Annotated in this window: 23 protein-coding genes; 8 read left to right on the top strand and 15 right to left on the bottom strand. The window is 27.5% G+C overall.

All coding sequences use genetic code 11. From position 1 onward, the window contains the following. Positions 1-37: 37 nt before the first annotated feature. The 5 genes from recG to SY27_RS03485 all read right to left on the bottom strand — a co-directional run bounded on the left by recG (position 38) and on the right by SY27_RS03485 (position 4,969). A complete protein-coding gene (gene recG, locus SY27_RS03505) occupies positions 38-2,137 on the bottom strand; it encodes an ATP-dependent DNA helicase RecG (protein ID WP_045967384.1) in 2,100 nt (699 codons plus the stop codon). A gap of 164 nt (positions 2,138-2,301) precedes the next feature. After that, complete coding sequence (locus SY27_RS03500; protein ID WP_045967383.1) at positions 2,302-2,901, bottom strand: hypothetical protein; 600 nt, start codon at positions 2,899-2,901, stop codon at positions 2,302-2,304. A gap of 135 nt (positions 2,902-3,036) precedes the next feature. Further along, positions 3,037-3,732, bottom strand: a complete 696-nt coding sequence (locus tag SY27_RS03495) for an aspartyl/asparaginyl beta-hydroxylase domain-containing protein (protein WP_045967382.1) — start codon at positions 3,730-3,732, stop codon at positions 3,037-3,039. A 1-nt stretch (position 3,733) separates the two neighbouring features. Next, the gene (locus tag SY27_RS03490; RefSeq protein WP_045967381.1) at positions 3,734-4,234 is read right to left on the bottom strand and encodes a hypothetical protein; all 501 of its coding nucleotides are present in this window, start codon (positions 4,232-4,234) and stop codon (positions 3,734-3,736) included. A 9-nt stretch (positions 4,235-4,243) separates the two neighbouring features. After that, complete coding sequence (locus tag SY27_RS03485) at positions 4,244-4,969, bottom strand: diphthine--ammonia ligase (RefSeq protein ID WP_045967380.1); 726 nt, start codon at positions 4,967-4,969, stop codon at positions 4,244-4,246. A gap of 86 nt (positions 4,970-5,055) precedes the next feature. On the opposite strand from SY27_RS03485, the gene SY27_RS03480 reads away from it, so the two are divergent. The 3 genes from SY27_RS03480 (at position 5,056) to SY27_RS03470 (ending at position 9,829) form a co-directional block, all read left to right on the top strand. Next, positions 5,056-7,113 carry a M1 family metallopeptidase gene (locus SY27_RS03480; protein WP_045967379.1) on the top strand — a complete coding sequence of 686 codons (2,058 nt, stop codon included), beginning with the start codon at positions 5,056-5,058 and terminating at the stop codon, positions 7,111-7,113. After that, positions 7,113-8,021 carry a patatin family protein gene (locus SY27_RS03475; protein WP_045967378.1) on the top strand — a complete coding sequence of 303 codons (909 nt, stop codon included), beginning with the start codon at positions 7,113-7,115 and terminating at the stop codon, positions 8,019-8,021. The genes SY27_RS03480 and SY27_RS03475 overlap by 1 nt, the downstream gene beginning before the upstream one ends. A 68-nt stretch (positions 8,022-8,089) precedes the next feature. Then, complete coding sequence (locus SY27_RS03470) at positions 8,090-9,829, top strand: carboxypeptidase regulatory-like domain-containing protein (protein ID WP_045967377.1); 1,740 nt, start codon at positions 8,090-8,092, stop codon at positions 9,827-9,829. Between the two features lie 59 nt (positions 9,830-9,888). Here the strand turns inward: SY27_RS03470 and SY27_RS03465 are convergent, their stop codons facing one another. Next, positions 9,889-10,410: a hypothetical protein gene (locus SY27_RS03465; RefSeq protein WP_045967376.1), complete on the bottom strand. Its 522-nt coding sequence runs from the start codon at positions 10,408-10,410 to the stop codon at positions 9,889-9,891. Positions 10,411-10,660: 250 nt separating this feature from the next. On the opposite strand from SY27_RS03465, the gene SY27_RS03460 reads away from it, so the two are divergent. Further along, positions 10,661-12,994, top strand: coding sequence for an ATP-dependent helicase (locus SY27_RS03460; RefSeq protein WP_045967375.1), 2,334 nt, complete (start codon positions 10,661-10,663; stop codon positions 12,992-12,994). Between the two features lie 98 nt (positions 12,995-13,092). Here the strand turns inward: SY27_RS03460 and SY27_RS03455 are convergent, their stop codons facing one another. After that, the gene (locus SY27_RS03455) at positions 13,093-13,782 is read right to left on the bottom strand and encodes a LytTR family DNA-binding domain-containing protein (RefSeq protein WP_045967374.1); all 690 of its coding nucleotides are present in this window, start codon (positions 13,780-13,782) and stop codon (positions 13,093-13,095) included. 2 nt (positions 13,783-13,784) lie between these two features. After that, a complete protein-coding gene (locus SY27_RS03450) occupies positions 13,785-14,606 on the bottom strand; it encodes a sensor histidine kinase (protein ID WP_063124237.1) in 822 nt (273 codons plus the stop codon). A gap of 361 nt (positions 14,607-14,967) precedes the next feature. Here SY27_RS03450 and SY27_RS03445 point away from each other — a divergent pair, with 361 nt between their 5' ends. The 3 genes from SY27_RS03445 to SY27_RS03435 are packed head-to-tail and all read left to right on the top strand — an operon-like array spanning position 14,968 to position 17,497. Beyond that, entirely contained in the window at positions 14,968-15,780 is an 813-nt protein-coding gene (locus SY27_RS03445; RefSeq protein WP_045967372.1) for a DUF5694 domain-containing protein, read from the top strand. Positions 15,781-15,840: 60 nt separating this feature from the next. Further along, positions 15,841-16,461, top strand: coding sequence for an L-threonylcarbamoyladenylate synthase (locus SY27_RS03440; RefSeq protein WP_045967371.1), 621 nt, complete (start codon positions 15,841-15,843; stop codon positions 16,459-16,461). Between the two features lie 13 nt (positions 16,462-16,474). Next, entirely contained in the window at positions 16,475-17,497 is a 1,023-nt protein-coding gene (locus SY27_RS03435) for a carboxypeptidase-like regulatory domain-containing protein (RefSeq protein ID WP_045967370.1), read from the top strand. A 43-nt stretch (positions 17,498-17,540) separates the two neighbouring features. Here the strand turns inward: SY27_RS03435 and SY27_RS03430 are convergent, their stop codons facing one another. The 4 genes from SY27_RS03430 to SY27_RS03415 all read right to left on the bottom strand — a co-directional run bounded on the left by SY27_RS03430 (position 17,541) and on the right by SY27_RS03415 (position 20,806). Beyond that, the gene (locus tag SY27_RS03430) at positions 17,541-18,119 is read right to left on the bottom strand and encodes a chalcone isomerase family protein (protein WP_045967369.1); all 579 of its coding nucleotides are present in this window, start codon (positions 18,117-18,119) and stop codon (positions 17,541-17,543) included. 311 nt (positions 18,120-18,430) lie between these two features. Then, the gene (locus SY27_RS03425; RefSeq protein ID WP_045967368.1) at positions 18,431-19,270 is read right to left on the bottom strand and encodes an OmpA family protein; all 840 of its coding nucleotides are present in this window, start codon (positions 19,268-19,270) and stop codon (positions 18,431-18,433) included. A 76-nt stretch (positions 19,271-19,346) separates the two neighbouring features. After that, the gene (locus SY27_RS03420; protein ID WP_045967367.1) at positions 19,347-20,351 is read right to left on the bottom strand and encodes a glycosyltransferase family 2 protein; all 1,005 of its coding nucleotides are present in this window, start codon (positions 20,349-20,351) and stop codon (positions 19,347-19,349) included. After that, positions 20,348-20,806 (bottom strand): type I restriction enzyme HsdR N-terminal domain-containing protein, encoded by a 459-nt coding sequence (locus SY27_RS03415; protein WP_045967366.1) that lies wholly within the window; start codon positions 20,804-20,806, stop codon positions 20,348-20,350. Before SY27_RS03415 ends, SY27_RS03420 begins: the two co-directional genes overlap by 4 nt. A gap of 54 nt (positions 20,807-20,860) precedes the next feature. Here SY27_RS03415 and holA point away from each other — a divergent pair, with 54 nt between their 5' ends. Beyond that, complete coding sequence (gene holA / locus SY27_RS03410; protein ID WP_045967365.1) at positions 20,861-21,862, top strand: DNA polymerase III subunit delta; 1,002 nt, start codon at positions 20,861-20,863, stop codon at positions 21,860-21,862. Positions 21,863-21,903: 41 nt separating this feature from the next. On the opposite strand, the gene SY27_RS03405 is transcribed toward holA, so the two are convergent. The 3 genes from SY27_RS03405 to SY27_RS18080 form a co-directional block, all read right to left on the bottom strand. Then, positions 21,904-23,832 carry an OmpA family protein gene (locus SY27_RS03405; RefSeq protein WP_045967364.1) on the bottom strand — a complete coding sequence of 643 codons (1,929 nt, stop codon included), beginning with the start codon at positions 23,830-23,832 and terminating at the stop codon, positions 21,904-21,906. A 12-nt stretch (positions 23,833-23,844) separates the two neighbouring features. Beyond that, entirely contained in the window at positions 23,845-24,777 is a 933-nt protein-coding gene (locus SY27_RS03400; RefSeq protein ID WP_045967363.1) for a type IX secretion system membrane protein PorP/SprF, read from the bottom strand. A 22-nt stretch (positions 24,778-24,799) separates the two neighbouring features. After that, positions 24,800-25,687 (bottom strand): gliding motility-associated C-terminal domain-containing protein (locus tag SY27_RS18080; protein ID WP_161794112.1); only part of this gene is annotated, 888 nt, incomplete at its 5' end.

The raw sequence follows: 25,687 nt of genomic DNA, 5'->3' as shown, positions 1-25,687 counted from the left end.
AAGTGATGTAAGTGTTATTATGTAGATTTATAATAGGTTAGCTAATATAATTCCATATATTTTTTTTCTTGCTTAATTCTATGAAAACTTTTCGGAGAGTTGTATGTTCTGGCTTTTCCATAGGAGCATCATTTTTTAATAGTTTTATAGCATGATGTCTTGCTAGTTGAAGAATATCTTTATCTTTAATAATATCTGCGATTTGTAGATTTAGCACACCACTTTGTTGTTTTCCCATTATGTCTCCAGGTCCTCTTAATTTTAAATCAACTTCTGATATTTCAAAACCGTCGTTTGTTCTCACCATAGTTTCCATTCGAGTTTTACTATCTTCACTTAGCTTAAATCCGGTCATTAAAATACAATAACTTTGTTCTGCACCACGACCTACACGACCTCTTAATTGATGCAATTGTGATAATCCAAAGCGTTCAGCACTTTCAATAACCATTACAGATGCATTGGGAACATTTACACCTACTTCAATTACTGTTGTGGCAATCATGATGTTTGTTTTTCCTTCTGAAAAACGTCTCATTTCTTCATCTTTGTCTGCCGGTTTCATTTGTCCATGAACAATTGAAATAGAATAGTGTGGTAGTGGAAAATCTCTAGAAATACTTTCATAACCATCCATTAAGTCTTTGTAATCCATTTTTTCAGATTCCTGAATTAATGGATAAACGATGTAAACTTGTCTGCCTTTTGCAATTTCATCTTTTAAAAATTTCCAAACTTTTAAACGGTTACTATCGTATCTATGAACAGTTTGTATTGGTTTTCTTCCAGCTGGTAGTTCATCGATCACAGAAATATCTAAATCACCATATAAACTCATGGCTAAAGTTCTTGGAATTGGAGTAGCAGTCATCACTAGAATATGTGGAGGAATCTCGTTTTTTTTCCAGAGTTTACTTCTTTGTTCAACTCCAAATCTATGTTGTTCATCTATAATGGCTAATCCTAGATTTTTAAATTGTACTTTATCTTCTAATAATGCATGTGTTCCTATTAAAATGTCTAAACTACCATTTTCTAGTTCTTCATAAATTATTTTTCTATCTGAAGTTTTTGTTGAACCAGTTAGTATTTTTATGTTTATATTCAGTTCTTTAGCTAAATTTGTAACTCCATTAAAGTGTTGTGTTGCTAGTATTTCTGTAGGTGCCATTAAACAACTTTGGAAATCATTATCTTTTGCTATTAGCATTGCTAATAATGCTACTATTGTTTTTCCTGAGCCAACATCTCCTTGAAGTAAGCGATTCATTTGTGCATTACTTCCTAAGTCATTTCGGATTTCTTTTATTACTCTTTTTTGTGCATTTGTTAGGTCAAATGGTAAATAGTTTTTATAAAAATTATTAAAGTTTTCACCTACTTTTTCAAATGGATGTCCTTTTATTTTATGCTTTCGAATGAGATTTTTGGTAATTAATTGCAATTGAATAAAAAACAATTCTTCAAACTTTAAGCGAAATTGTGCTTTGGAAAGTAGATCTTGGTTTTTTGGAAAGTGAATATTAAATAAGGCTTCACTTTTCGTAATTAATTTTAATTCTTCAATTAAATAATTTGGCAGTGTTTCAGAAAATAAGGTATGAGTTTCTAGAAATAATTGTTGCATTAATTTATTGAGAACTCTATTTGAAATTCCTTTAGTATTAAGTTTTTCTGTACTTGGATAAACAGGTTGCATTGCAGAACGAAAATTAGCTTTGTGTTCCGCTAATAATTCCATATCAGGATGAGCCATATTGAATGTACTACCAAATTGGCTTACTTTTCCAAATATTACATATACTTCATTTATTTTTAAGCCTTCTCTTATCCATTTATGACCTTGAAACCAGACTAGTTCCATTTCTCCAGTGTCATCAACAAAAGTAGCTACTAATCGTTTTCCTCTCTTTTGTTCAATAGTTTTTATATTGATTATTTTTCCAATGATTTGAACTTCAGAGTTATTATTTTGTAATTGATTGATTTTAAAGTAACGTGTTCTGTCAATATATCGATTAGGGAATAAGTTAAGTAAATCACCATATTTATGAATACTTAATTCTTTGCGTAGCAATTCACCCCTGTTTGGGCCAACTCCTTTAAGATACTCAATAGGTGTTTCTAGTAGACTCATTAATTTGTTTTCTGCAAAGCGAAGATACTGTATAATTTAAAAATTAAAAAATATCTGTGCTAAACAAAACATTTCATTCAACTAGATGGTATATATAGGAATATTTATAAACTCATTCTGTTATTAATCATGGAAAAGAAAACAGAATTTAGTAATAAACTAAATTATTTATTAGTAATGGCAACTCTTTTTACAGCATAGTTTAATGACTTTATTTTTTCATTTGCTGAAAATCTTAATTTTTTATTGGAGTTAGAATCTAAAATTATTTTATAATTAATAGCCATTTCCTTTTTTAAATTTTCAATTTCAGCTATTCTTTCAGGTTTAGAATTTGCAATTGTAAGCGTTGCTTTTATACTATCTAATGCCTTATTTTGCTTGTCAATAATATCTTGCATTGCCATTTTTATAGAGTCATTATTAGTTTGTGAATCATTAACATTAATAATTTGATCTATTTTGTCATTATTTTCATCAAGTCCTTTTACAATTTCAAAGTTATTTTTATTTGATAATTGTGTAACACTTTCTTGAAGCTCAACATTTCTATTAAAAAGAGGAAGTGAAATAAAACCATTAAGAATAACCATAAAAATGGTCATTAGCATGAATCTCCAAATCATAGTAATAATAAGTGGTCTAGGTTCTCGGTCTTTATTTTGTTCAGCTCTTAATAATAAAAAGGTTAGTAATACTAATAAAAAACTAAACCCTGAAATACCATAGCCTAAAATTTTTATAACATCTAAATTTTTAAACATAATTTTTTATTTTGATATTTAAAATTGAAATATCTTGTTTATAGTTACACAAAGGTGATGTAATTATGAATAAAAAATAGAAGGTAAATTATGGTTTTTTGATGGGTATTTTTCCCCAAATACAATAGTTAGAAACTATTTGTTTTGGATCTTAGAAATTAATTCATTTGCAGTATTTGAGTTCATTCTCTTTAATTCTTCAATAATTAATTCTTTTTCATTATCACTCATTTTCTTCTCAGGTTTTAAAAATTGTTGTTCATTAGCTTCTTTAAAGAATAACTCATCTGTCCATTCATTTCTTATTCCGTCAATTACTAAATGGATTCTGTCTTCTTTTCCATGATTAACAACAGAATGAGTGAAATTGGCATTTATATACCAACATTCTCCTTCGTTCATTATAAGTCTTTGGTTGTCTAAAATAAAAATAACATCTTTATTTGTAATAATTGGAATGTGAATTCTAAAGCAGTTGTCTTCATATCCTAAACAATTGTCTACATGTGGTTTTATTTCAGCACCAACAGCCAATCTTAATAGCCTAACGGTAGTTTTTTCAAATAAAAATTGATCTATTATTTCTTTAAAGTAATCACAAGATTCAATTATTTCAGTATAAGTTACTTTTTCTGTTCCCTTATTATATGCATTAATATTTTCCGATTTTCCTCCTTCAGAATATAAAGAAATAGAGGACCAATTTCCAGTATAATCATTTGTGTTATAATGATTAATCCATTTTTTACTTAGTATTTTTTGAACATCCTTTTGTAAACGTTCAATATTAAATGTAATGGGGAATTTTATAAATCGAATTAGATTTTCCATATTAATCTCTTAACCATTTTATCATGTGAGGGAAAGGTTTTTCATTTTGTTTTTCTGCCTTTTCTTGGCTTAATGTTAAACCACACCATTCTAAAAAAGGTAAACCAATGTAAATATCACTATTGTATGAATTGATTAACCAATTATAACTTCCTTTATAACCATTTGAATGAAACACAACTTCTAGTGGTATTTTTAAGTATCGTGCTGCTGCAAAAGACCATAACATTGCTCCAATTTCATCACCTTGCGTTGGCCATTCTTTTGGCATTTTTTCAGTGCCAATAAGTTTTCGTTCTTTAGCAGTTGTTACTGCAATGTGTCCTGCTTCATGTAAAATATCTCCGGGATAAAGTAATTTTTTAAAATCGACTAAAATACCTTTATTTGAAAGGGACAATCCTGGTAAAAAAGTATCATTTGGTAATTCTTCTTCAATAATTGAAATTCCAATTTCTTTTAAAAAGGTTGTGATTTTTATAATGATTGCATTTTCTTCCATAAATAAATTCTAAATTAAATCACAATACCAAAAGCCATAACTAGGTGTTATATCATCACTATTGCATACTGTATTTGATTCTGTTGTTTTTGGTTTTTCATACTTTCTATAAACAATTTCACCTATCTCAAAAGGAATTGGTTTTGAAAAAATAGGTCCATCAAAAGTAAAAGTATGAAATTCTCCATTTTCTCCACAAACATCTACATTTTCAGGTAAATCCTTAATAAAGTTTTCATCTATAATTCTTCCAACAAAACTTTTATCTAAATATTTTTCATTAACACAAACTACTATTGTTTTGAAACCTAAAGATAAGAATTCTTGCAAAAGAGTTGTTGTGTTTTGTTTCCACAATGGAAAAACGCCTTTAAAATTTACAGAAGCAAGTTTATCTTCTCTGTATTTTCGCAAATCTTCAAGAAAAATATCACCAAAAATAGAATGAGTAATTCCTTCTTTTTGAAATTCTGAAAGTGTGTTTTTCATTATTTCATCATAAATTTCCATAGTTGGCATTTCAGGAATTATCATTTTGGTTAATGGTAGTCCAATACTTTCGGCTTGTTTTTCTAAAAGTTCAACACGAATACCATGCATTGAAATACGTTGAAATTGCTTATTTACACTAGTTAATAGTGTTAGAATTTCATATTCATTTTGTTGTAATATTTTATATAAGGCTAAGGCAGAATCTTTTCCGCTACTCCAGTTAAAAAGTGCTTTCTTTTTCAATTTTGATTATAATTTTGAAGTAAACTTACAAAATTTGGCTTATTATTTGACTAAGCTTTGTAAATTTGGAACAATATATTTTTAACATGAAGCACTTTTTAATTTGTACCCTTTTATTTTCATTACATCTTTTTTCTCAACAAACCAAAAAGGTTGATTTTACTACTTGTCATGCTATAATAAAGCCAATTCCTGAAGATAAATCAATTTCAGGAAGAGTTACTTATGAATTTAAGTTGTTAAAAGATAGTGATACTATAAAAATTGATGCTATTAATATGGATTTTAAAGATGTTTATCTAAATGATAAAAAAGTAAATTTTAAAAATTCAGGTAAAGCATTATTGTTGTTTGAAGGATATAAAAAAGGTAAAAACAGTGTTTCGTTTGAGTATTCTGCAAAACCTAAACAAACCTTATACTTTAGTGGAGAAGGAGAAGATTTACAAATTTGGACGCAAGGGCAAGGAAAATATACAAGTCATTGGTTACCAAGTTTTGATGATGTAAATGAAAAAGTGATTTTTAATATTGCAATTGATTTTAACTCTAATTATGCAATTTATTCGAATGGAGTAGGAATAAATATAGATAGAAATATTTATTATTCAATGCAAAAACCAATGTCTTCTTATCTTGTGATGATTGCTATTGGAAAATTTGAAAAAATGTATGAAAGCACTAATTCTGGAACGATTTTAGAATTTGTTCTTGATAGAAGAGATATTGACAAATTTGAACCAACTTATCGTTATTCTAAACAAATGTTTGAGTTTTTAGAAGATGAAATAGGAGTGAAGTATCCTTGGGTAATTTATAAACAAATTCCTGTGAGAGATTTTTTGTATGCTGGAATGGAAAACACTACTTCTACTATTTTTTCGCAAGATTTTGTAGTAGATTCAATAGGTTTTAATGATAAAAACTATGTAAATGTAAATGCTCATGAATTAGCACATCAATGGTTTGGCGATTTAATAACAGCAAAAGAAAGTAAGCATCATTGGCTACATGAAGGTTTTGCTACTTATTATGCTTTATTAGCTGAAAAAGAAGTTTTTGGAGACGATTATTTCTATAATCAATTGTATGAATCGGCACAATTATTACAACAAGCAAGTGAATATGATACTATTCCTATTTTAAATGAAAAGGCAAGTTCTCTTACTTTTTATAAAAAAGGAGCTTGGGCTTTGCATGTACTGAGAACTGATATAGGAGAGGATAACTTTAGAAAAGCAGTTAAACGCTATTTAAAAAAATACGCATATAAGAATGTCGATACTAATGATTTTTTGAAAGAAATAAAAAAAGTTTCAAAATACAATGTAGCACAATTTAAAGAGGATTGGTTAGAAAATCCAAAATTCAATTTTAAAGATGCTCTTCTTTATTTAATTAAAAATAATTCCGTAAAAGAACTTATTCGTTTTAATGAGAATAATAATTTAAATCAAGATAAATTATTTGAAAGATTTAAAACCATATTAGAATCGGATGTATATTATACGGTTAAGAGAGAAGTTATATATCAATCTCAAAATGTATCAGTAGAAGAACAATTAGATCTATTACGATTAGGATTACAAACCAATGATATAAAAATTCGCCAAGCAGTTGCAGAAGTTTTAAATAGAATTCCTATTGAGTTTAAACCAGAGTTTGAAACTTTATTACAAGATAAATCTTATATTACAAGAGAAATAGCATTATTTAGACTTTGGACAAACTTTAAAGATGATAGGGAAAAGCTAATTGAAATGTCGAAAAACTGGATTGGAGTTAATTATAATTTAAAAATTGCTAATTTAACACTTCAAATTGTAGGGTCGAATGATAATTTAGATAGAAGACAAAATGCAATCACTGAATTAGAAGAATATACAAAGCTTCCATTTGAAGCATCTGTAAGAGAAGCAGCTCTACAAACGTTTGTAGAATTAGGAATCATTACAGATACAGTTATTGAAGAATTAATAAATGCTTCACTACATCATAAATGGCAATTTGTAAAGTTTGGAAAAGACAATATTAGAAAATTAATATCAAGCGAAGAGATAAGAAAACAATTCATTAATATTGAGACAAAGTTGGCTAAAAATCAATCCGATAGAATAAAATATTTTTTAAAAGAAACAGAATAATGCGAGCACTAGTAATATCAGGAGGAGGAAGTAAAGGAGCCTTTGCAGGTGGAGTTACTCAATATTTAATTGAAGATTTACATAAAGAATATGATTTGTTTATGGGAACTTCCACAGGTAGTTTGTTAGTTTCTCATTTAGCATTAAACAAAGTTGAAAAAATAAAAGAAATATATACATCTGTAAATCAGAATAGTATTTTTAGTAATTGTCCTTTTGTAATTAGGAAACGTTTTGGAGAAGATACTATTGCTATAAATCATTTTAAAGTATTACGTAACTTTATAAGTGGATCAAAAACATTTGGAGAAAGTAAAAATTTAAAAAGATTAATCAAACAGATTTTTACTGTTGAAGAATTTGAAGAATTAAAGAATGGTCCAAAAGAAATTATTGTAACCGTTTCAAATTTATCATTAAATACTGTTGAATATAAATCTATTAACGATTTTGATTATGATGATTTTTGCGATTGGGTATGGATTTCATGTAATTATATTCCATTTATGTCATTAGTACGGAAAAATGGTTGCGAATATGCCGATGGAGGATTTGCATCTATGGTTCCAATAGAAGAAGCAATAAAAAGAGGAGCCACTCATGTAGATGCCATAATTTTGCATACTGAAACATCATTATATAATAGATTACCAGCAAGAAGTCCTTTTAATTTACTTACAAACCTATTCTCTTTCATGATGGATAGGATTGAATATCAGAATATTAAAATAGGTAAGTATGAAGCTAAATTTAAAAATGCAACGATCAATTTTTATTATACACCTACATTATTAACTACAAATTCATTAGTTTTTAATAAAGGACAAATGAAAGAATGGTGGAAAATTGGGTATGATTATGCAAAAAGTAAAGAAATAGATACTCAAGAAATACCAGTAGAAGAATAAAAAATTAAAAATAAGGGTAACAAAATATATTTAGTGTTGATATATAGGAAACATAAATATATTCAGTTATGAAAAAATTAAAATTTATTTTAGCAACACTAGTCATCAGTTCCCTTCTTTTTACAAGTTGTGATACAAATGATGACAGTTTAAATTTAGATGAAAATCAAGATTCTTCAATTAATTACAATTTTGGTTCAACCGTTTCAAGAGACTTTATTGGGCAAATAGTTGATGAAAATAATGATCCTATTCAAAATGCAACCGTTTTTATAGGAAACAATTCTTCTCAAACAGATAGCAATGGTATTTTTATAATTAAAAATGCTAGTGTAAAATCAAATTTTGCTTATATCACAGCAACAAAAGCAGGATATTTACAAGGTTCACGATCAGTTATTCCTACCTCAGGAGAAAATAATGTTAAAATAATGATGTTAAGTGCTACAGTTGTAGGAACAGTAAACTCTGGAACTTCAGGAAATGTTACTTTGCCTAATGGAACTAAAGTAGATTTTGATGGAAATTTCAAAAAAGAAGACGGTTCTTCATATTCAGGTTCAGTAAGTGTAATCATGCATCATTTAGATCCGGAAGATGCTAATGTAGAAGCAAAAATGCCAGGAATGTTATTGGCTTCAGATACTAATGGAGAAGCCAAAGTATTGGAAACTTTTGGTATGATAAATGTTGAATTATTAGGATCTAGTGGTGAAAAATTACAATTAGCAAGTGCTGCAACAATTGAAATGCCTATTGCTATAGGTCAAATGGGGTCATCTCCAAATACAATTCCATTATGGCATTTTGATGATGTAAAAGGGTATTGGGTAGAAGAAGGTAGTGCAACAAAAGTAGGAAATAAATACGTAGGTTCGGTTTCACATTTTTCATGGTGGAATTGCGATGCACAATTTCCAACTGTTTATTTGTGTTTAACAGTTGTTGACTCGAATAATACCCCTCTTTCTAATGTTCAAGTAGAATTAGCTCCTAATAATCAAACATATCCTAGAACAGGAACAAGTGATAGTAATGGAGAGATTTGCGGATTAATTCCATCAAATCAGACAATCACAATGAATGTATTAGATAATTGTGGAAATGTAATCAGTACTTCTCAAATAGGACCATTTTCTTCAAATACAGTATTGCCTAATGTTATTGCAACTTCTGGAATGGTTTCTTCAACAACTGTTACAGGAACATTGGCACAATGTAATAACTCAAATGTTACAGATGGTTATGTTTTATTAAACTATGGAAACCAAAGATTCGTTTCTAATGTAACAAATGGAAGTTTTAGCTTTAATACCTTAGTATGTAATGCGAATACAACATTTACTTTAGAAGGATATGATTATGCAAGCTTGCAAACATCAGGTGTAATTAATTATACATTTGTAACACCAGTAACAAACATAGGGAATTTACTTACTTGTAATGCTGTAACAGAATATATCACTTATCAAATTGATAATGAACCTGTAGATTATTTCATTGGAAATATTTCAGCATCTTCTTCTCCAAATGGTTTAAACGTTTCTCTACAAGGAGCAACAGGAACTTCAAGTTTTTATTTCTATGGTAGCATTTTTGCAACAGGAAGTTATACAACAGCAAATTTCTTAATTGAAAATAGTGAAGTAATCATTCAAAATGGTGTAACAAATAATGTTATTTGCAATGTGAGTCAAATAGGTGCAATAGGAGGCTATATTGATATTACTTTTAGTGGTACATATGAGGATAATTCTAATGTAACTCATACTATTACAGGAGTAATACATGTAATTAGAGATAATTAATTCTAAAAAAAAAGAAGTAAAATTTAAAATCCCAAGTGTAAACTTGGGATTTTATTTATTTAAAAAACTGTTTTTAATTCCTCTTTTAAATAGCTTATAGCAATTGCGCTAGGTGCTTCATTCTCGGTCAAACTAATTAAAATAGCTTCACGCAATTTTTCTGCATTAAGCACATCTTCTTCAATAGATGTTTGACGAATTAACTGAATGGTAGAATTTTTTGCTTTATTAATAATATCCCAAGTTGCACTAGTCAAATACACTTGTTGCGTTAAATTATGTTCAAATTCCGTTTGAATAGTATGAATTAATAATGTAGCATAGTCATTTTTATCATTACTTATGGGAGAAACACGTAATAGCAATTGAGTAGGATTTATTCTCTCCAATAACAAAACAATACGCTCATAAGCTTGTAATCGTATAGGTAATGCTTGTTTTTGATTTTCTTTTAAAAGTTCAAAACGTCTTCTGTTTTCTTCATTTTTAAAAAAAGAATGAAATAAAAAATAAGCAACACCACCTGTAATCAATGCTGGTAGAGTATAAGAAGCTAATTCAATAATTTTTGTACCGTCCATAATTGTTTTTAGAAGCTTTTTCCTGCTTTCGCCTTTATCTTTTTTTCGCTATCACTACAAAAAAGGATATCAGCTCTATCAGGGCTATGTTAATAATCGCAAAGTAAAACTAAACTTTAACAATTTCCAAATATCAGTTTAGATTTAGGATTTAAATCATTACAAAAAAATGGTTAATAACTTCATTTGTAATAACAAATACAGAAGTGTATTTTTGTAGATTAGTTTACTCATTTGTCATAAAATTAAAATGCAACATATAATTTCCCAACTTAACGAGGCACAACAAGCACCAGTAATACAAAAAGACGGTCCTATGATTGTAATTGCAGGTGCAGGTTCTGGTAAAACAAGAGTGCTAACTGTGCGAATTGCTAACCTTATGAGTCAAGGTGTAGATGCTTTTAATATACTAGCTTTAACATTTACAAACAAAGCAGCACGTGAAATGAAAAAACGTATTGCAGATATTGTAGGAAATAATGAAGCTAAAAATCTTTGGATGGGAACATTTCACTCAGTATTTGCTAAAATTTTGCGTATTGAAGCTGAAAAATTAGGTTATCCTACAAATTTTTCTATTTATGACACTCAAGATTCTGTGAGATTAATAGGTTCTATTATAAAAGAAATGCAATTAGATAAAGATGTATATAAGCCAAAACAAGTATTAGGCAGAATATCATCTTATAAAAATTCATTGATTACAGTAAAGGCTTATTTTAATAATCAAGATTTACAAGAAGCAGATGCTATGAGTAAAAAACCTCGAATGGGGGAAATTTATCAACAATATGTAGAACGTTGCTTTAAATCAGGAGCAATGGATTTTGATGATTTATTATTAAAAACAAATGAATTATTAAATCGCTTTCCAGATGTATTGGCAAAATATCAAGATCGTTTTCGTTACATATTGGTAGATGAGTATCAAGATACAAATCACTCGCAATATTTAATTGTTCGTGCGTTATCAGATAGATTTCAGAATATTTGTGTAGTAGGAGATGATGCACAAAGTATTTACGCTTTTCGTGGAGCAAACATTAATAATATTTTGAATTTCCAGAAAGATTACGATAATGTTAAAATGTATCGTTTGGAACAAAATTATCGTTCGTCAAAAAACATTGTAGAAGCAGCAAATAATGTAATTGATAAAAATAAAACAAAACTAGATAAAGTAGTTTGGACAGCAAATGACGATGGACCAAAAATAAAAGTACATAGAAGTTTAACAGATGGAGAAGAAGGTCGATTTGTAGCCTCTACTATTTTTGAACAAAAAATGCAAAATCAATTACCAAATGGAAGTTTTGCTGTTTTATATCGTACAAATGCTCAGTCACGTTCTATAGAGGATGCTTTGCGTAAACGTGATATTCCATATAGAATTTATGGTGGTTTATCTTTCTATCAACGTAAAGAAATAAAAGATGTATTAGCATATCTTCGATTAGTTATAAATCCTAAAGATGAAGAAGCATTAATAAGAGTAATAAATTATCCTGCTCGTGGAATAGGAAATACAACTATTGAAAAATTAACTGTTGCTGCTAATCATTATAAACGTTCCATTTTTGAAGTAATGGAACATATTGATAAAATTGATTTAAAACTAAACTCAGGAACTAAAACAAAATTGCAAGATTTTGTAACCATGATTAAGAGTTTTCAAATTATCAATGAAAACCAAGATGCTTTTTACTTAACAGAACATGTTACAAAAAAAACAGGTTTAGTTCAAGAGCTAAAAAAAGACGGAACACCAGAAGGTATTACTCGTATTGAAAATATTGAAGAATTATTAAATGGTATAAAAGACTTTACTGAAGGACAGAAAGAAATTGATGGAGCTCGTGGAGCATTAGCCGAATTCTTAGAAGATGTTGCTTTAGCAACTGATTTAGATAAAGATACAGGCGACGATGATAGAGTAGCGCTTATGACTATTCACTTAGCCAAAGGATTAGAGTTTCAGCATGTCTTTATTGTAGGTTTAGAAGAAGACTTATTTCCAAGTGGAATGAGTATGAATACAAGAAGTGAATTAGAAGAAGAACGACGTTTATTTTATGTAGCTTTAACAAGAGCTGAACATCAAGCTTATTTAACTTATGCGCAATCTAGATATCGATGGGGAAAATTAGTAGATAGCGAGCCATCTCGTTTTATTGAAGAAATAGATGATAATTATTTAGAATATTTAAATCCAGTAGATAACGGAAATTATCGCTATAAACCTTTAATGGATATTGATGTTTTTGGCGATATAGATAAATCTAAATTGCGATTAGCAAAACCTATTGCGAGTAAACCACCTGCTTATTTAAAAACAGAAGAAAATAATAAACTTAATATTCGTAAACTAAAACCTGTCTCTGGAATAAAAACGCAAAGTGCTCCTAATTTGTTTGATAGTAAATTAGTTGCTGGAAATATTGTAATGCATGAGCGTTTTGGAAAAGGAGAAATCATAAGCATAGAAGGAGTAGGAGCAGATAGAAAAGCAGAAATTAGATTTGATGTAGGAGGATTGAAAAAACTTTTATTAAAATTTGCAAAACTGGAAGTAATAGGATAAAAAGTAATTTATCATTTTCAGATAAGATAAATTTTTATTTTTGACTATTTAGATTGTTTGGTTTTATAGAAGATTTAAGCTTTAATACATTTTAAAATTCATTCTTTATTGCCAATCCATTTTTTTATCTTATGCTTATAAGTTTCACCAATAGGAGTAGTGCCAAGATCATGATAGATCATATTTCCATCAATTGATTTTATTTTATCAAGTTGAATAATATAAGATTTATGAACCCTCATAAACTCATTTAGTGGAAGTTTATGGATAAAATCTTTTAAATTATCTAAAACTATCAAACGCTCATTTAACAGATGTATTCGAATATAATCACTTAAACCTTCTATTAAAATAATCTCTTTTGGATTGATTTTTATTTGCCGTCCGTCTACTTTTACAAATAAATGATTGTTTTTCATAGTTTCTAAAATCACAAAATTGGTAAATTTTTGTATTGATTTATGAAATTTATCAAAACTGATAGGTTTTAGTAAATAATCAATTACACGATAATCATAACTTTCTAAGGCATAATCTGCATAAGCAGTCGTAATTATAAAGTAATTATCTTTATTGAACATTTGCATTAGTTGAATTCCGGATAGTTCAGGCATTTGAATGTCAATAAAAATTAAATCAACAGTTTGTTTTTGAAGTTGTTCGATTACTTCAAAAACATCAGTTGTTGCTAAAACAACTTCCAGTTGTAATTGCTTATCGGCATAATTTTTTAAGAGATCCACTGCTAATGGTTCGTCGTCTAAGATGATGCACTTAATTTTTTTCATGATTATAATTGTATTTCAAGATAACTTTTAAATATAATTCCATCATTTTTTACCTTAAATATATGCTTATTGGGATAATAATATTTCAAACGTTTTTTCAGATTAGAAATCCCGATGCCAGAATGTACATCTTTAAGTTTGTTATTTATATGATTTTCAGTTTCAATAATGAGTTTTTTACTATTAGATTTAATAGAAAAAAGAACTGGATTTTTTACATCATCTAAAACACCATGTTTTACACAATTTTCAATAAACGGAAGTAATAAATAAGGAGGAATGATCTGATTTTTGTTTTTGACTTCTACTAAATCTAGTTTAATATAAATGGTTTTAGTATTTCTAATTTTTTCCAATTCAATATAGCTCTCAATATATTTCAATTCACTTTCTATAGGAATTTTTTCTTTTTGAGTTTCATAAGTAGTAAATCGCATAATCTCACTCAGTTTTTCTATAGCTGGTAAGGCTTGCTCAGATTTTGTAAAAACCATTGAATAGATATTATTCAGTGTATTAAAAATAAAATGTGGATTAATTTGTGATTTTAAAAACTGAATTTCCGCTTTTTTCTTTTCTTCGTTCAGTTGTACTTCATTCTGTAAAGTTCTTATGAAATTAATCACTAGCCAAATAATAGTACTTGTAATAATAGGCTTTGATGCCCAATGTAAATTGTCAAAAATATAATAAGTAAAATGAGTTCCTTCAAAATAATTTCCAGTTCCAATGACATGAGGAGAAATAATTTCTTCTATGATATAACGAACAATTATAAAATAAGCAAAAATTAGAATCAATCCTACTAAAAATTTGACTGTCATCTTAATGTCAAAAAATTTTTTTAAGATGAAAAGATAATTTAGATAAAAAGTAGAAATAGTAATAAAGAGATAAGTTAATTCAAAATAGGTAATTTCGTTAAGACTAAAGATAAATTCATTCTCTGGCTTTAATTTGACAAGGTAGCTAGATAGAAAAACCAACCAATATATGGAGTGAATTATAATTTCTTTTTGTTTTGAAAAGAGTTTCATTTTATTTTTACATTTTACTTTGTAAAAGTACAGGAGCTTTTTTTAAATAAAAAAGTGTTGACAGAATAAAATAAGGTGTTCATCGAAAAAATGAAGTATAGGGTTTAAATAATCTTCAACTTTGATTTAAACATTAAAAAATAATATCATGAACAAAGTCATTTTCTTTATCACATTTTTAGTAATTTCAAATGTTAAAGCACAGCAAAATATCTTTAAAGATAAATTTGATGATGCTATTCCAGTATTGAATTTCGGAACATTTCATATGGGATTCACTTCTGACGCTAATTCTGTAGATTTTGATGAAAACGATAAAAAAAATCAAAAAGAAGTGCATAAAATAGCAAAAATGATTGCAGAATTTAAACCTACTATCATCATTGTAGAAACTACACCCGATTTTAATGAAACATTACAGAAAGAATATGCTGAATATCTCAAAAATCCCAAAATGAAATTTAAAAATCCTTCTGAAATTGAACTTTTAGCTTATGAAGTAGGTCGTTTGAGTAGTGCAACTCGTATTTATGGAATTGATCATCATATGGGGTATAATTATAATATTCCAAATTATATTCCGAATAAAGTAAATGATCAAACCTACGAAAGGTATTTTCAATTAATAAATAAAGAAGAAAAAAAATTGAATTATGATAATCTTTCATTATTAGAAAAGTTAAAAATAGATAATAATCCACAATATTTAGATTTTTTAATTAACATTAATGCTGATATTTTGACTCATGTTTCTACTAAAGATAAATTTGAAGGAGCGGATGAAGCTGCAAAATTCTATCATAGAAATATCAGAATGTATTCTAATTTAAATCAGATTGATTTCAAGCCTGGTGACCGAGTTTTTATATTGATGGGAGCAACACATACGGCTTATTTTAATAATTTTATGAAGAGAAGTCCAAAATATCAGTTAATAGATCCATTTTTATATTTAAAATAAGAAGTAAAAGACTTCTTTATTTCTGTGGAATTTTCGTAATTTGAGGAAAATTCCATAGAAATGGCAGAATTCATAAAAATATACGAAGACAAACCAAGTGAAGCAGCTATTAAAAAAGTAGTAAATGTTTTACGTAATGGGGGTTTAATTATTTATCCAACTGATACAGTTTATGGTCTTGGGTGCGATATTACAAACACAAAGGCGTTAGAACGCATTGCAAAAATTAAAGGAATTAAGCTTGAAAAGGCTAATTTCTCTTTTATATGTAGTGATTTAAGTAATATATCAGATTATATAAAACAAATTGATACGTCAACGTTTAAAATATTAAAACGCGCTTTACCAGGACCTTATACTTTTATTTTACCTGGAAATAATGATTTACCAAAAGAATTTAGAAAAAAGAAAACAGTAGGTATTCGTGTTCCAAATAATAATATTGCATTACAAATAGTTCAAATGTTAGGAAACCCCATTGTTTCTACATCTATTCATGATGAAGATGAAGTTATAGAATATTCTACAGATCCAGAATTAATCTTTGAAAAATGGCAAAATAAAGTAGATTTAGTTATTGATGGTGGTTATGGCGATAATATTGCATCAACGATAATTGATTTATCAGGTTATGAACCAGAGGTAATAAGAGAAGGAAAAGGAAGTTTAGATATTCTTTAAGGCTTTTAGAATCATGAAGATATTTTTATTTTTTTTTATTCTTTTTAATAGTCCAATTATCGCACAAATAGTTGTTGAAGGAAAAGTTACAGACGAAGATAATATGCCAATATATGGTGCTTCTGTTTATGTAAATGGAACAACTATAGGAACTATGACCGATTCAAAAGGTGATTTTATATTGCATATTCCTAGTGAATTAAATACAGAAATAATTACCAGTTATATTGGGTATAAAACAACTTATTCAGTAATTCAAAAAAATAGTTTTAAATTAAATATTGTTCTAAAACAAAATGTTACTGAGTTAAAAGAGGTTGTATTGAGTCAAAATAAATTTTCGAGAAAACAAATGCTCGATATTTTTAGAAAGAACTTTTTAGGTACTACAAAAGCAGGTAAAAATGCTATAATTACAAATGAAGATGAAATTTATTTTGATTATAATAATGATAATTTTGTATTAACTGCATTTTCAGACAAACCATTACTTATTGATAATCCATATTTAGGATATAAAATTGAATATACACTTTTAGAATTTAGTACTACATTTTATAAATCAAGTATAAATATAAATGATGCAATAAGCAGTTCATTTGGAGGGTATTCGGTTTTTAAAGAAACAGAATTATCTAGTAAAATATCAAAGAGAAGAGAGAAAGCATATAAAGGTTCTTTTTTACATTTGTTTAGAAATTTAGCTCAAGAAAAATGGTCAAAAGATGAATTTTTATTATTTGAAGGTTCTTTTATGGTAAATTCTAAAGAGCATTTTAAAATAGAAAAAGATAGTAGTAAAAACATGAGTGAAGTTTTTGTGGAAAAACAAGACAGATCATTGCGTAAAAAAGGATTTATTGCTGAATTTAGTATTTTATATGATCAAAAAGAACAATCGAAAATATTTTTTTATACGTCTAAATTTTCTATCGATATATTTGGATTATTTACAGACTATGATAAAATTTATTTTTCTGGAGATATTACTAAAAGAAAAGTAGGCGATTTATTACCATCAAATTATGGTTTATAACAAAAAACACTTCAAGAAATTGAAGTGTTTTTTGTTGTTTATTTTATTTTCCTAGAAGTCTTCTTTTTAAAGTTTTATCTACAGCTCTTTCTTCAAGCCAAATTCCAAATAATGCTTTTCTAAAGTCTAAACCTTCAATTTCTCCTATTATATCATCGTTAAGAAAAACATAGGTTTTTTCATCATTCTGAGAATAGACAAATTCTACATATCCTTCAGCTTTTAATTCATTTTCAAAAAAGGACATAAACTTGTTTAATCGATCTCTTAAAGGATCTAAATCACCTTTATATGATTTTTCCATTCCTTCTTCAATCGCTTTTATTAGTTTTTGTCTAGTAACTAAAGTTGAAGTAATGTATAAACGAGTTGCAATGGTATTTTTAGAGTTTAAAATTTCATCTGCATTATCAGTCTTTTTTTCTAAGTAAAGAGCTTGTACATATAAATTAATCCACATTTTATCTCTAATTCCGTATCCATTCAATGACAATTTTGTTTTGTCATTTCCGTCTTTAACTTTAATTGATTTTTCAATTTTAATTCCGTCTATTTCAACATGTGACTGTGAAAAAAGTATTGAAGAAATAAATAGTGCAGTTAGTAAAAGTGTTTTTTTCATATTTTATTAAAAATTGGATTTAAAGGTAGTAAAAAAAAATATTTAACAAAAAAAATACCTTAATTTTGATGTATTATTAAAGAATAATTCTTTTTTTAACAAAAATAAGTTGTGTTTCAGTTTAATATTCTTGTTAAATTTTATAAAAAAAAAACACCTCAAGTAATTGAAGTGTTTTTTTAGTTTTTAAAGTGTTTCAATATTATCCTCCTAAAAGTCGTGGCTTTAAAGTTTTATCTAACAGTATTTCTTAAAGCCAAATTCCAATTTTATATGGATATAAGTTCTATAAAGACTAAATTTAATTAGGATTATTTCTTTTCACTTAATGTTTTCATTTCCTTTTCAATCATATCATAGAATTGATCAATTTTAGGTAAAATGATAATTTTTGTTCTTCTATTTTTTGCTCTATTTGCTGGTGTATCATTTTCTACTAATGGAATATATGAACTTCTACCTGCTGGAATTAATTGTTTTGGATCAACTCCTAATTGGTTTTGTAATACTCTTACTATTGAAGTAGCTCTTTTAACAGATAAATCCCAATTGTCTAATAGTACATTGTTTTTAATTGGCACATTATCAGTATGTCCTTCTACCATACATTCAAAATCAGGTTTGCTATTGATAACTTTAGCCACTTTAGCTAAAACATCTTTTGCTCCATTACTTACTTCATAACTTCCCGATTTGAATAATAAATTATCAGCAATAGAAATAAATACTACTCCTTTTTCAACGTTTATATTAATATCTGGATCATTTAAACCAACTTCTTTTTTCAAGCTAGTAACTAAAGCAAGTGTTACACTATCTTTTTTAGTTAAAGCATCTTGTAATCTTGAAATTTTCAGATCCTTTTCTTTTAAACTCTCTAAAGATTTTTCTAAATTCTCAGCTCCTTTAGTAGTTAAAACAGTTAGTTCTTTTGAGCTATTTATTAAATCAGAATTATTCTTTTTAAGATATTCTAATTGACTTGTTATTGCTGATTTTTCGGTTAAACAATTATTTAATTTAACAGTTGCTGAATTTAGTAAATCTTGTATTTCTTTATTTTTCGCTTCCAACTCAGTGAATTTCTTTTTAGAAACACAAGACGTCATCAATAAAGCCAACACGGATAATGACAGAACGATTTTTTTCATTTTTTTTCATTTTTTTTAGTTATACAAATGTAGTTGAAATCATAATAGTATAATCAACCTTAGTTCTAAAATAAAGTTAATTATTATTAAAAATTTCTTTAAAGAAATGCTTCTTTAAAATAAAGTATTGATATATAATTGAGTTCGTTATATAATATTCTTTATTCTTTATTGATCTTCTCTTTTTAATATATTTAGGAAGCATTCTATAGAAAGAGAAGTGTGCTTTTATTATTGCTAAAACGTGAGTAAACTTTCCTTGTAATAAAAAACGTATTCCTGCAATTCCATCAAGAATTAGTCTTATGAACAAGATAATGAATAACTTATTTTTAGGCAAATTTTTTGTTAGCATACATAATGAATTTCTAAAATTTAAATATGTTTTTTTAGGATTTTGGATGCTTAATGTGGCTCCACCTACATGATAAACAGTTGATAAACCGCAATATTTGATAATATGATTATTATTTAAAGCTCTCCAACATAAATCAATTTCTTCCTGATGTGCAAAGAAGTCTTCATCAAAACCATTTAGTTCTTTATAAATGTCATTTTTAATAAAGAAACAAGCACCTGAAGCCCAAAAAATATTTATAACATCATTATATTGATTATTATCTTTCTCTAAGGTTTCAAAAATTCGTCCTCTACAAAAAGGAAAACCATATTTATCAATAAAACCACCAGCAGCTCCAGCGTATTCAAAATGGGTTTTATTTTTAAAATCTAAGATTTTTGGTTGAATTATAGCAGTCTTCGGTTCAGCATCAAAAATATCAATTATAGGTTGTAACCAGTTTTCAGTAACTTCAATGTCACTATTTACTAACGCAAGATAAGGCTCTTTTATTGTCTTTAAACCTTCATTATATCCTTTTGCAAATCCAAAATTGCCTGAATTTTCTATTATGTTAACAGAAGGAAAATCTTCTTTTAAAGTATTTATTGAATCATCAGTTGAATTATTATCAATAACATATATTGAAGCTTCATCTGAATATTGAATTACTGATGGAAGGAATTGTTTTAATAATGAAACTCCATTCCAATTTAGTATGACAACAGCTATTTTTTTCAATTTTTTTCAGTTTTTTTAAAATCGGGTAATTCTTTTAAAAAAGTATATTTTTCATTTTCAAAATCCATTATACAAAAGTAGTGATTAAGTCCGTTAGTAACCATTAAATACTCTGCTTTTAATACTAAATTATATTGTGCAATTTGATCAAATGTTTGCTGTTTTATGGTCACTTCTGGTGCTTTGCATTCTATTAAAAGATTAATGCTGCCACTAGAATTAAAAACAACAATATCATAGCGCTTATTTATATCATTTACTTTAACTAATTTTTCAACGTTTATATAAGATTTAGGATATTTCTTTTCTTGAATTAAATATTGAATAGTGTGTTGACGAACCCATTCTTCTGGAGTAAGAACAATAAATTTTTTTCTTATTTCATCAAAAATATAGGGTTTATTTTCACTATTTTTGAACCGAAACGAATACGTTGGAAAATTCAATTTTTGCATAGAGCAAATCTATAATCAATTTTACGAATATACAAATTAACAAATCCACATATTTTGGACGAAGTCATTCAAATTACTAAAGATATCAAAGCAGGAAATTTTAAACCTATTTATTTTTTTATGGGTGAGGAATCTTATTATATTGATAAACTTACTGAATATATTGAGAAAAATGTTCTGAGCGAAGAGGAAAAAGGATTTAATCAAGTTGTTTTATATGGTAGAGATACTACAATTGAAGATATTGTTTCAAATGCAAAGCGATATCCTATGATGGCCGAAAGACAAGTTGTTATAGTAAAAGAAGCGCAAGAATTATCTAGAACTATTGATAAATTAGAATCTTATATTGAAAATCCTCAACCTACAACAATCCTTGTTTTTGCATATAAATATAAAACGTTAGATAAAAGAAAAAAGGTAACTAAATTATTAGGAAAGTCAGGTATTTTATATGAAAGTAAAAAATTATATGAAAACCAGGTTGGCGATTGGATAAGACGTGTTTTATCAGGTCAAAATTATAATATTGAACCAAAAGCTGCTGCAATGTTAGTAGAGTTTTTAGGAACAGATTTGTCTAAAATAAGTAATGAATTAGACAAATTGAAAATTATATTACCAAAAGGACATACAATTTCGGCAAAAGATGTTGAAGAAAATATAGGAATAAGTAAAGATTATAATAATTTTGAACTGCGTAAAGCAATAGGAGAGAAGGATCAATTGAAAGCATATAAAATAATTAATTATTTTGCGCAAAACCCAAAAGATAATCCTATTGTTGTAACTACTGGACTTGTTTTTGGTTTTTTCTCTCAATTACTTCAATATCATGGTTTAAAAGATAAATCTAAAGCAAATGTGGCTAAAGTTTTAAAAGTGAATCCTTATTTTGTATCTGATTATGATGTTGCTATTCGAAATTATCCAATGAAAAAAGTAAGTGCAATTGTTTCTACTTTAAGAGGAATTGATGTTAAAAGTAAAGGTGTAGGAGCAAATATTTCGCAACACGATTTATTAAAAGAAATGTTGATTAACATATTTAATTAATACTAAAAGAGAGAGGTTTTAAGTCTCTCTCTTTTAATGTTTTATTTACTGACTATAATAAAATCGGAACGCCTATTAATTGAATGTCGTTCTTCTGTGCATTTTACACCATTTGGACAATTTTCTTTTAGTCTAGTTTCTCCATAACCAATAGCACTTTCAATACGTTCAGGACTTATTCCTCTTGCTATTAAATAAGTTTGAGTAGCTTTTGCTCTATTATCAGAAAGTTTTAAATTATGTGAATCTGAACCTCTAGAATCGGTGTGTGATTCTATTTTTATAACTACTTTAGGGAACTCAGTCATAACATAATATACTTTTTCTAGTTCACTTTCTGCTTGAGGAGTTATTGCAAATTTGTCTAAATCAAAATAAATAGGGTTTACTTTTATTTTTTCAACATTATCTTCTTTAACGACTAAACTTTCAAAGCTATTTAAATAAACGATATTGTTTTTAATATCTTTCGCTCCGTCATCTGTTTTTACCTGAACATTTTTAGAACTATAATTAGGTTTAGAAAAATTTAAATTATGCTCACTATTACAGGGTAATTGCACATTATAATATCCTAAACTATCCGATTTTACGTTTTGAACAGTATCTCCAAAATTATCTATAACTTTAATATTAGCATAAGGAATAGGTTTTTTAGTTGCTTCATCTAAAACATTTCCAGAATAATTTTGAAAGATAACTTCTTTTGTTTTTACGAAAGAATAGATATCATCATCTCCTTTTCCCATTGTTCTATTTGATGAAAAATAACCATCGCCAGTTTCTTTGTAGTATGTAAATGAGAAATCATCCATATTACTATTAATAGGAGACCCTAGATTTGTAGGAGTTGAAAATGAGTTTTTACTTTCAAGTTTTGATTCAAAAATATCTAATCCACCAATTCCATAATGTCCATCTGATGAGAAATATAATGTATTATTTACAAAATAGGGAAACATTTCTCTTCCAGCAGTATTAACAGAAGGTCCTGCATTAATAGGTGTGTTTATAGACCCATCTTCAAATATTTCAGCATAATAAATATCAGTACAACCATAACCACCAGGCATGTCTGAAACAAAGAATAAATATTTTCCTTTATCACATAGCGAAGGATGAGCACAAGAATAGTTTTCATCATTAAATTTTAGAGTTTCAATATCAACTATTTTGTTATCTACAATTGATCCTCTTAAAATTTCCATATTAGATAAACCGCTTTTGTTTGTTTTTATTTTACGTCTTTTTAAGTAATTAGAAGTAAAATATACTTTTTCTAAATCGTTTGAAAAAGCAACAGTTGCATCATGATAATCAGAGTTCAAATTATTTAAAAACAGTTTTACATTATCTACATTTCCTGTACCAATATTTTTTTCGGCTATATATGTGTTTAAATAAGGTTGTTCATTCCAAGAGTATATTTTATTATTAAATTTAGAAGTATCTCTTGATGAATAAAATATTATTTTATTAGGACCATATTTTACAGCTCCAAAATCGGACATTGGTGTGTTAATAGAAAGATTTGTAATTGTATATAACGTTTTCTTTTTATTTAAACTATCTAATTCTTTCTTTTGATATGCCAACATCTTTAGTTTGGCAGGATTATTTTTGTAGTACTCCTTTAATAAATTATTAGCAGTATCATAGTCTCTGTTTGATTTTAAAGATTCAATGTATTTAATAAAGTTTACTTCAGCCATACTGCCTTGTTCTGCTTCATAGACTTTATCAAACCATTTTTTCGCATTTATATAATCATTTATATAAAAGTAACTATTAGCAATTCTAAAAACGGTTTCCTGACTATTTGCACCTTTATCTTCAATGGCTTTTTCATACATTTCAACTGCTTTTTTATATTGCATTGTCTTATAATATTTAGTTGCTTTATCTAAACTGGATTGTGAAAATAGGCTAATACTAAATAGAAATATTGCTGTTTGTATAATTTTTTTCATAGTAATAAAGGATTAAAAGAATCTAGGTGAACGAGCTAGTTTTGCTTTGTCATTTAAATTAAATTTTAAAATGATTTCATGTGAACCATCATTATATTTTTGTAAATCAGTAATAGAATGATCGTACGCATATCCTACAAATATTGAATTTGTTATTTGAAATCCTGCCAGAGCAGAAAACGCATCTGTAAATCGATATCCAGCACCTATTACAAATTTTTCGTTTATCATAAAGTTTGCAGATGCATCATAGGTAACAGGTGCTCCTTCAACTAGTTTTGCTAAGAAAGTAGGTTTAAATTTTAAACTAGGGGAAAGATCAAAAACATAGCCTCCTTGTAAGTAATAATGTGTTTTTCTCCTAATTATAGATTCTTTTATATCATCATACGATTCTGTGATTATAAAATTTGGAATTGATAAACCTAGATACCAATTTTCACCATATAAAAATCCTCCTGTGCCTATTATTAATCTTGTATTATTGTTTAAATTTTCATTAAAAGCATTGTCTGTTTGACTTCTATAAGTTCCTTTAGACCAATCAATATTTAATAAATTGAAACCTGCATTAATACCAAGTGATAAAATTGTTTTTTCACTCATTTTTATATGATATGCAAAATTCCCATTAAAATATTGTTGACTTTGTGGTCCAATTTTATCATTGATAACACTTAATCCTAGACCTGTGTATTCACCTAATTTACCATGAACGCCTAAAGATTGAGTTACTGGAGCTCCATCGATTCCAATCCATTGCGATCGATGAAGTAAAATTGCTTCAAGTCTTCCGTTTGTACCTGTATAACCTGGATTAATACTCATAGTATTGTACATATACTGTGTATACTGTGGTTGTTGTTGACCAAGTAGACTATTTGTACAAAATGTTATTAAAATTACGAGAAGAAATTTTCTTAATATATTGTTTGTTTTTTTCATACTTAAAATAGTTTACTTTGAATTATTTAGCAACGTATATCCATCCAGATTTTGATATATTTAATTCATCAACTTTTAATGAATAAAAATAAGTTCCAACTGGTACTGATTCGCCTTGTTTTATTACACCATTAACATTTGATATTCCATTCCATGTGTTCTGATATGATTTTGTTTCATAAACCATATTTCCATATCTATTGAATATTTCTAATTTGTTATTTGGGTAATTTTCAATACAATCAATTATGAAAAATTCGTTCTCTCCATCATTATTTGGTGAAAATTCATTATAAACCGTTAAGCAAATAACCATTACTTCTGCGATAGCTACATTATTATCAGGATTACTATCTACTGGATCAGAGTTTAATATTGTAGCTGTATTTGTAAAGTTTCCTGAAGCATTTATCGTTACAGTAATTTGTAAAGTGGCACTTTGCCCTGCTAATAATTGACTAATTAACCAAAGATTTGTTGATGAATCATAAGTTCCTATAGTAGTCGTATTAGAAACATAGTTATATCCTGATGGCAAATCTTCAAGTACTTCAATATTTTGGATGTCTGATGTTCCATTATTTGAAACAGTAATTGTGAAGACAATAGTTTCTCCAACTGCAATTTGCGAAACATTTGCAACTTTTGTAATTGTAAGGTCTGAACAAACAGTAATTGGAATATCTAATGAAGCAGAAGCTGTAGCACTACAAAGAGTAGCCCCTGAATATGTTACATTAATATTTCCTGTTGTTACTTCATTCCACTCTATGGTAACAAAATTTGATGAAGAGTCACCTCCAGAAGTAATTAAACCTCCTGTAACAGACCATTGATAATTAGTCATATTGGGTTCAGTAGTATATGTATATTCATTACTAAAACAAATATTTGCTGTTTCTCCATCTAT

This window comes from Flavobacterium sp. 316 (assembly GCF_000967805.1).
Classification (GTDB): domain Bacteria; phylum Bacteroidota; class Bacteroidia; order Flavobacteriales; family Flavobacteriaceae; genus Flavobacterium; species Flavobacterium sediminilitoris.
Note: the sequence above shows the minus strand (reverse complement) of the source record. Positions and strands in the feature narration are given on the sequence as shown.

Bases quoted from the DNA above. Each gene is read 5' to 3' on its own strand.
- recG (WP_045967384.1), bottom strand. From the start codon at position 2,137: ATGAGTCTACTAGAAACACCTATTGAGTATCTTAAAGGAGTTGGCCCA.
- SY27_RS03500 (WP_045967383.1), bottom strand. From the start codon at position 2,901: ATGTTTAAAAATTTAGATGTTATAAAAATTTTAGGCTATGGTATTTCA.
- SY27_RS03495 (WP_045967382.1), bottom strand. From the start codon at position 3,732: ATGGAAAATCTAATTCGATTTATAAAATTCCCCATTACATTTAATATT.
- SY27_RS03490 (WP_045967381.1), bottom strand. From the start codon at position 4,234: ATGGAAGAAAATGCAATCATTATAAAAATCACAACCTTTTTAAAAGAA.
- SY27_RS03480 (WP_045967379.1), top strand. From the start codon at position 5,056: ATGAAGCACTTTTTAATTTGTACCCTTTTATTTTCATTACATCTTTTT.
- SY27_RS03475 (WP_045967378.1), top strand. From the start codon at position 7,113: ATGCGAGCACTAGTAATATCAGGAGGAGGAAGTAAAGGAGCCTTTGCA.
- SY27_RS03470 (WP_045967377.1), top strand. From the start codon at position 8,090: ATGAAAAAATTAAAATTTATTTTAGCAACACTAGTCATCAGTTCCCTT.
- SY27_RS03465 (WP_045967376.1), bottom strand. From the start codon at position 10,410: ATGGACGGTACAAAAATTATTGAATTAGCTTCTTATACTCTACCAGCA.
- SY27_RS03460 (WP_045967375.1), top strand. From the start codon at position 10,661: ATGCAACATATAATTTCCCAACTTAACGAGGCACAACAAGCACCAGTA.
- SY27_RS03455 (WP_045967374.1), bottom strand. From the start codon at position 13,782: ATGAAAAAAATTAAGTGCATCATCTTAGACGACGAACCATTAGCAGTG.
- SY27_RS03450 (WP_063124237.1), bottom strand. From the start codon at position 14,606: ATGACAGTCAAATTTTTAGTAGGATTGATTCTAATTTTTGCTTATTTT.
- SY27_RS03445 (WP_045967372.1), top strand. From the start codon at position 14,968: ATGAACAAAGTCATTTTCTTTATCACATTTTTAGTAATTTCAAATGTT.
- SY27_RS03440 (WP_045967371.1), top strand. From the start codon at position 15,841: ATGGCAGAATTCATAAAAATATACGAAGACAAACCAAGTGAAGCAGCT.
- SY27_RS03435 (WP_045967370.1), top strand. From the start codon at position 16,475: ATGAAGATATTTTTATTTTTTTTTATTCTTTTTAATAGTCCAATTATC.
- SY27_RS03430 (WP_045967369.1), bottom strand. From the start codon at position 18,119: ATGAAAAAAACACTTTTACTAACTGCACTATTTATTTCTTCAATACTT.
- SY27_RS03425 (WP_045967368.1), bottom strand. From the start codon at position 19,270: ATGAAAAAAATCGTTCTGTCATTATCCGTGTTGGCTTTATTGATGACG.
- SY27_RS03415 (WP_045967366.1), bottom strand. From the start codon at position 20,806: ATGCAAAAATTGAATTTTCCAACGTATTCGTTTCGGTTCAAAAATAGT.
- SY27_RS03405 (WP_045967364.1), bottom strand. From the start codon at position 23,832: ATGAAAAAAATTATACAAACAGCAATATTTCTATTTAGTATTAGCCTA.
- SY27_RS03400 (WP_045967363.1), bottom strand. From the start codon at position 24,777: ATGAAAAAAACAAACAATATATTAAGAAAATTTCTTCTCGTAATTTTA.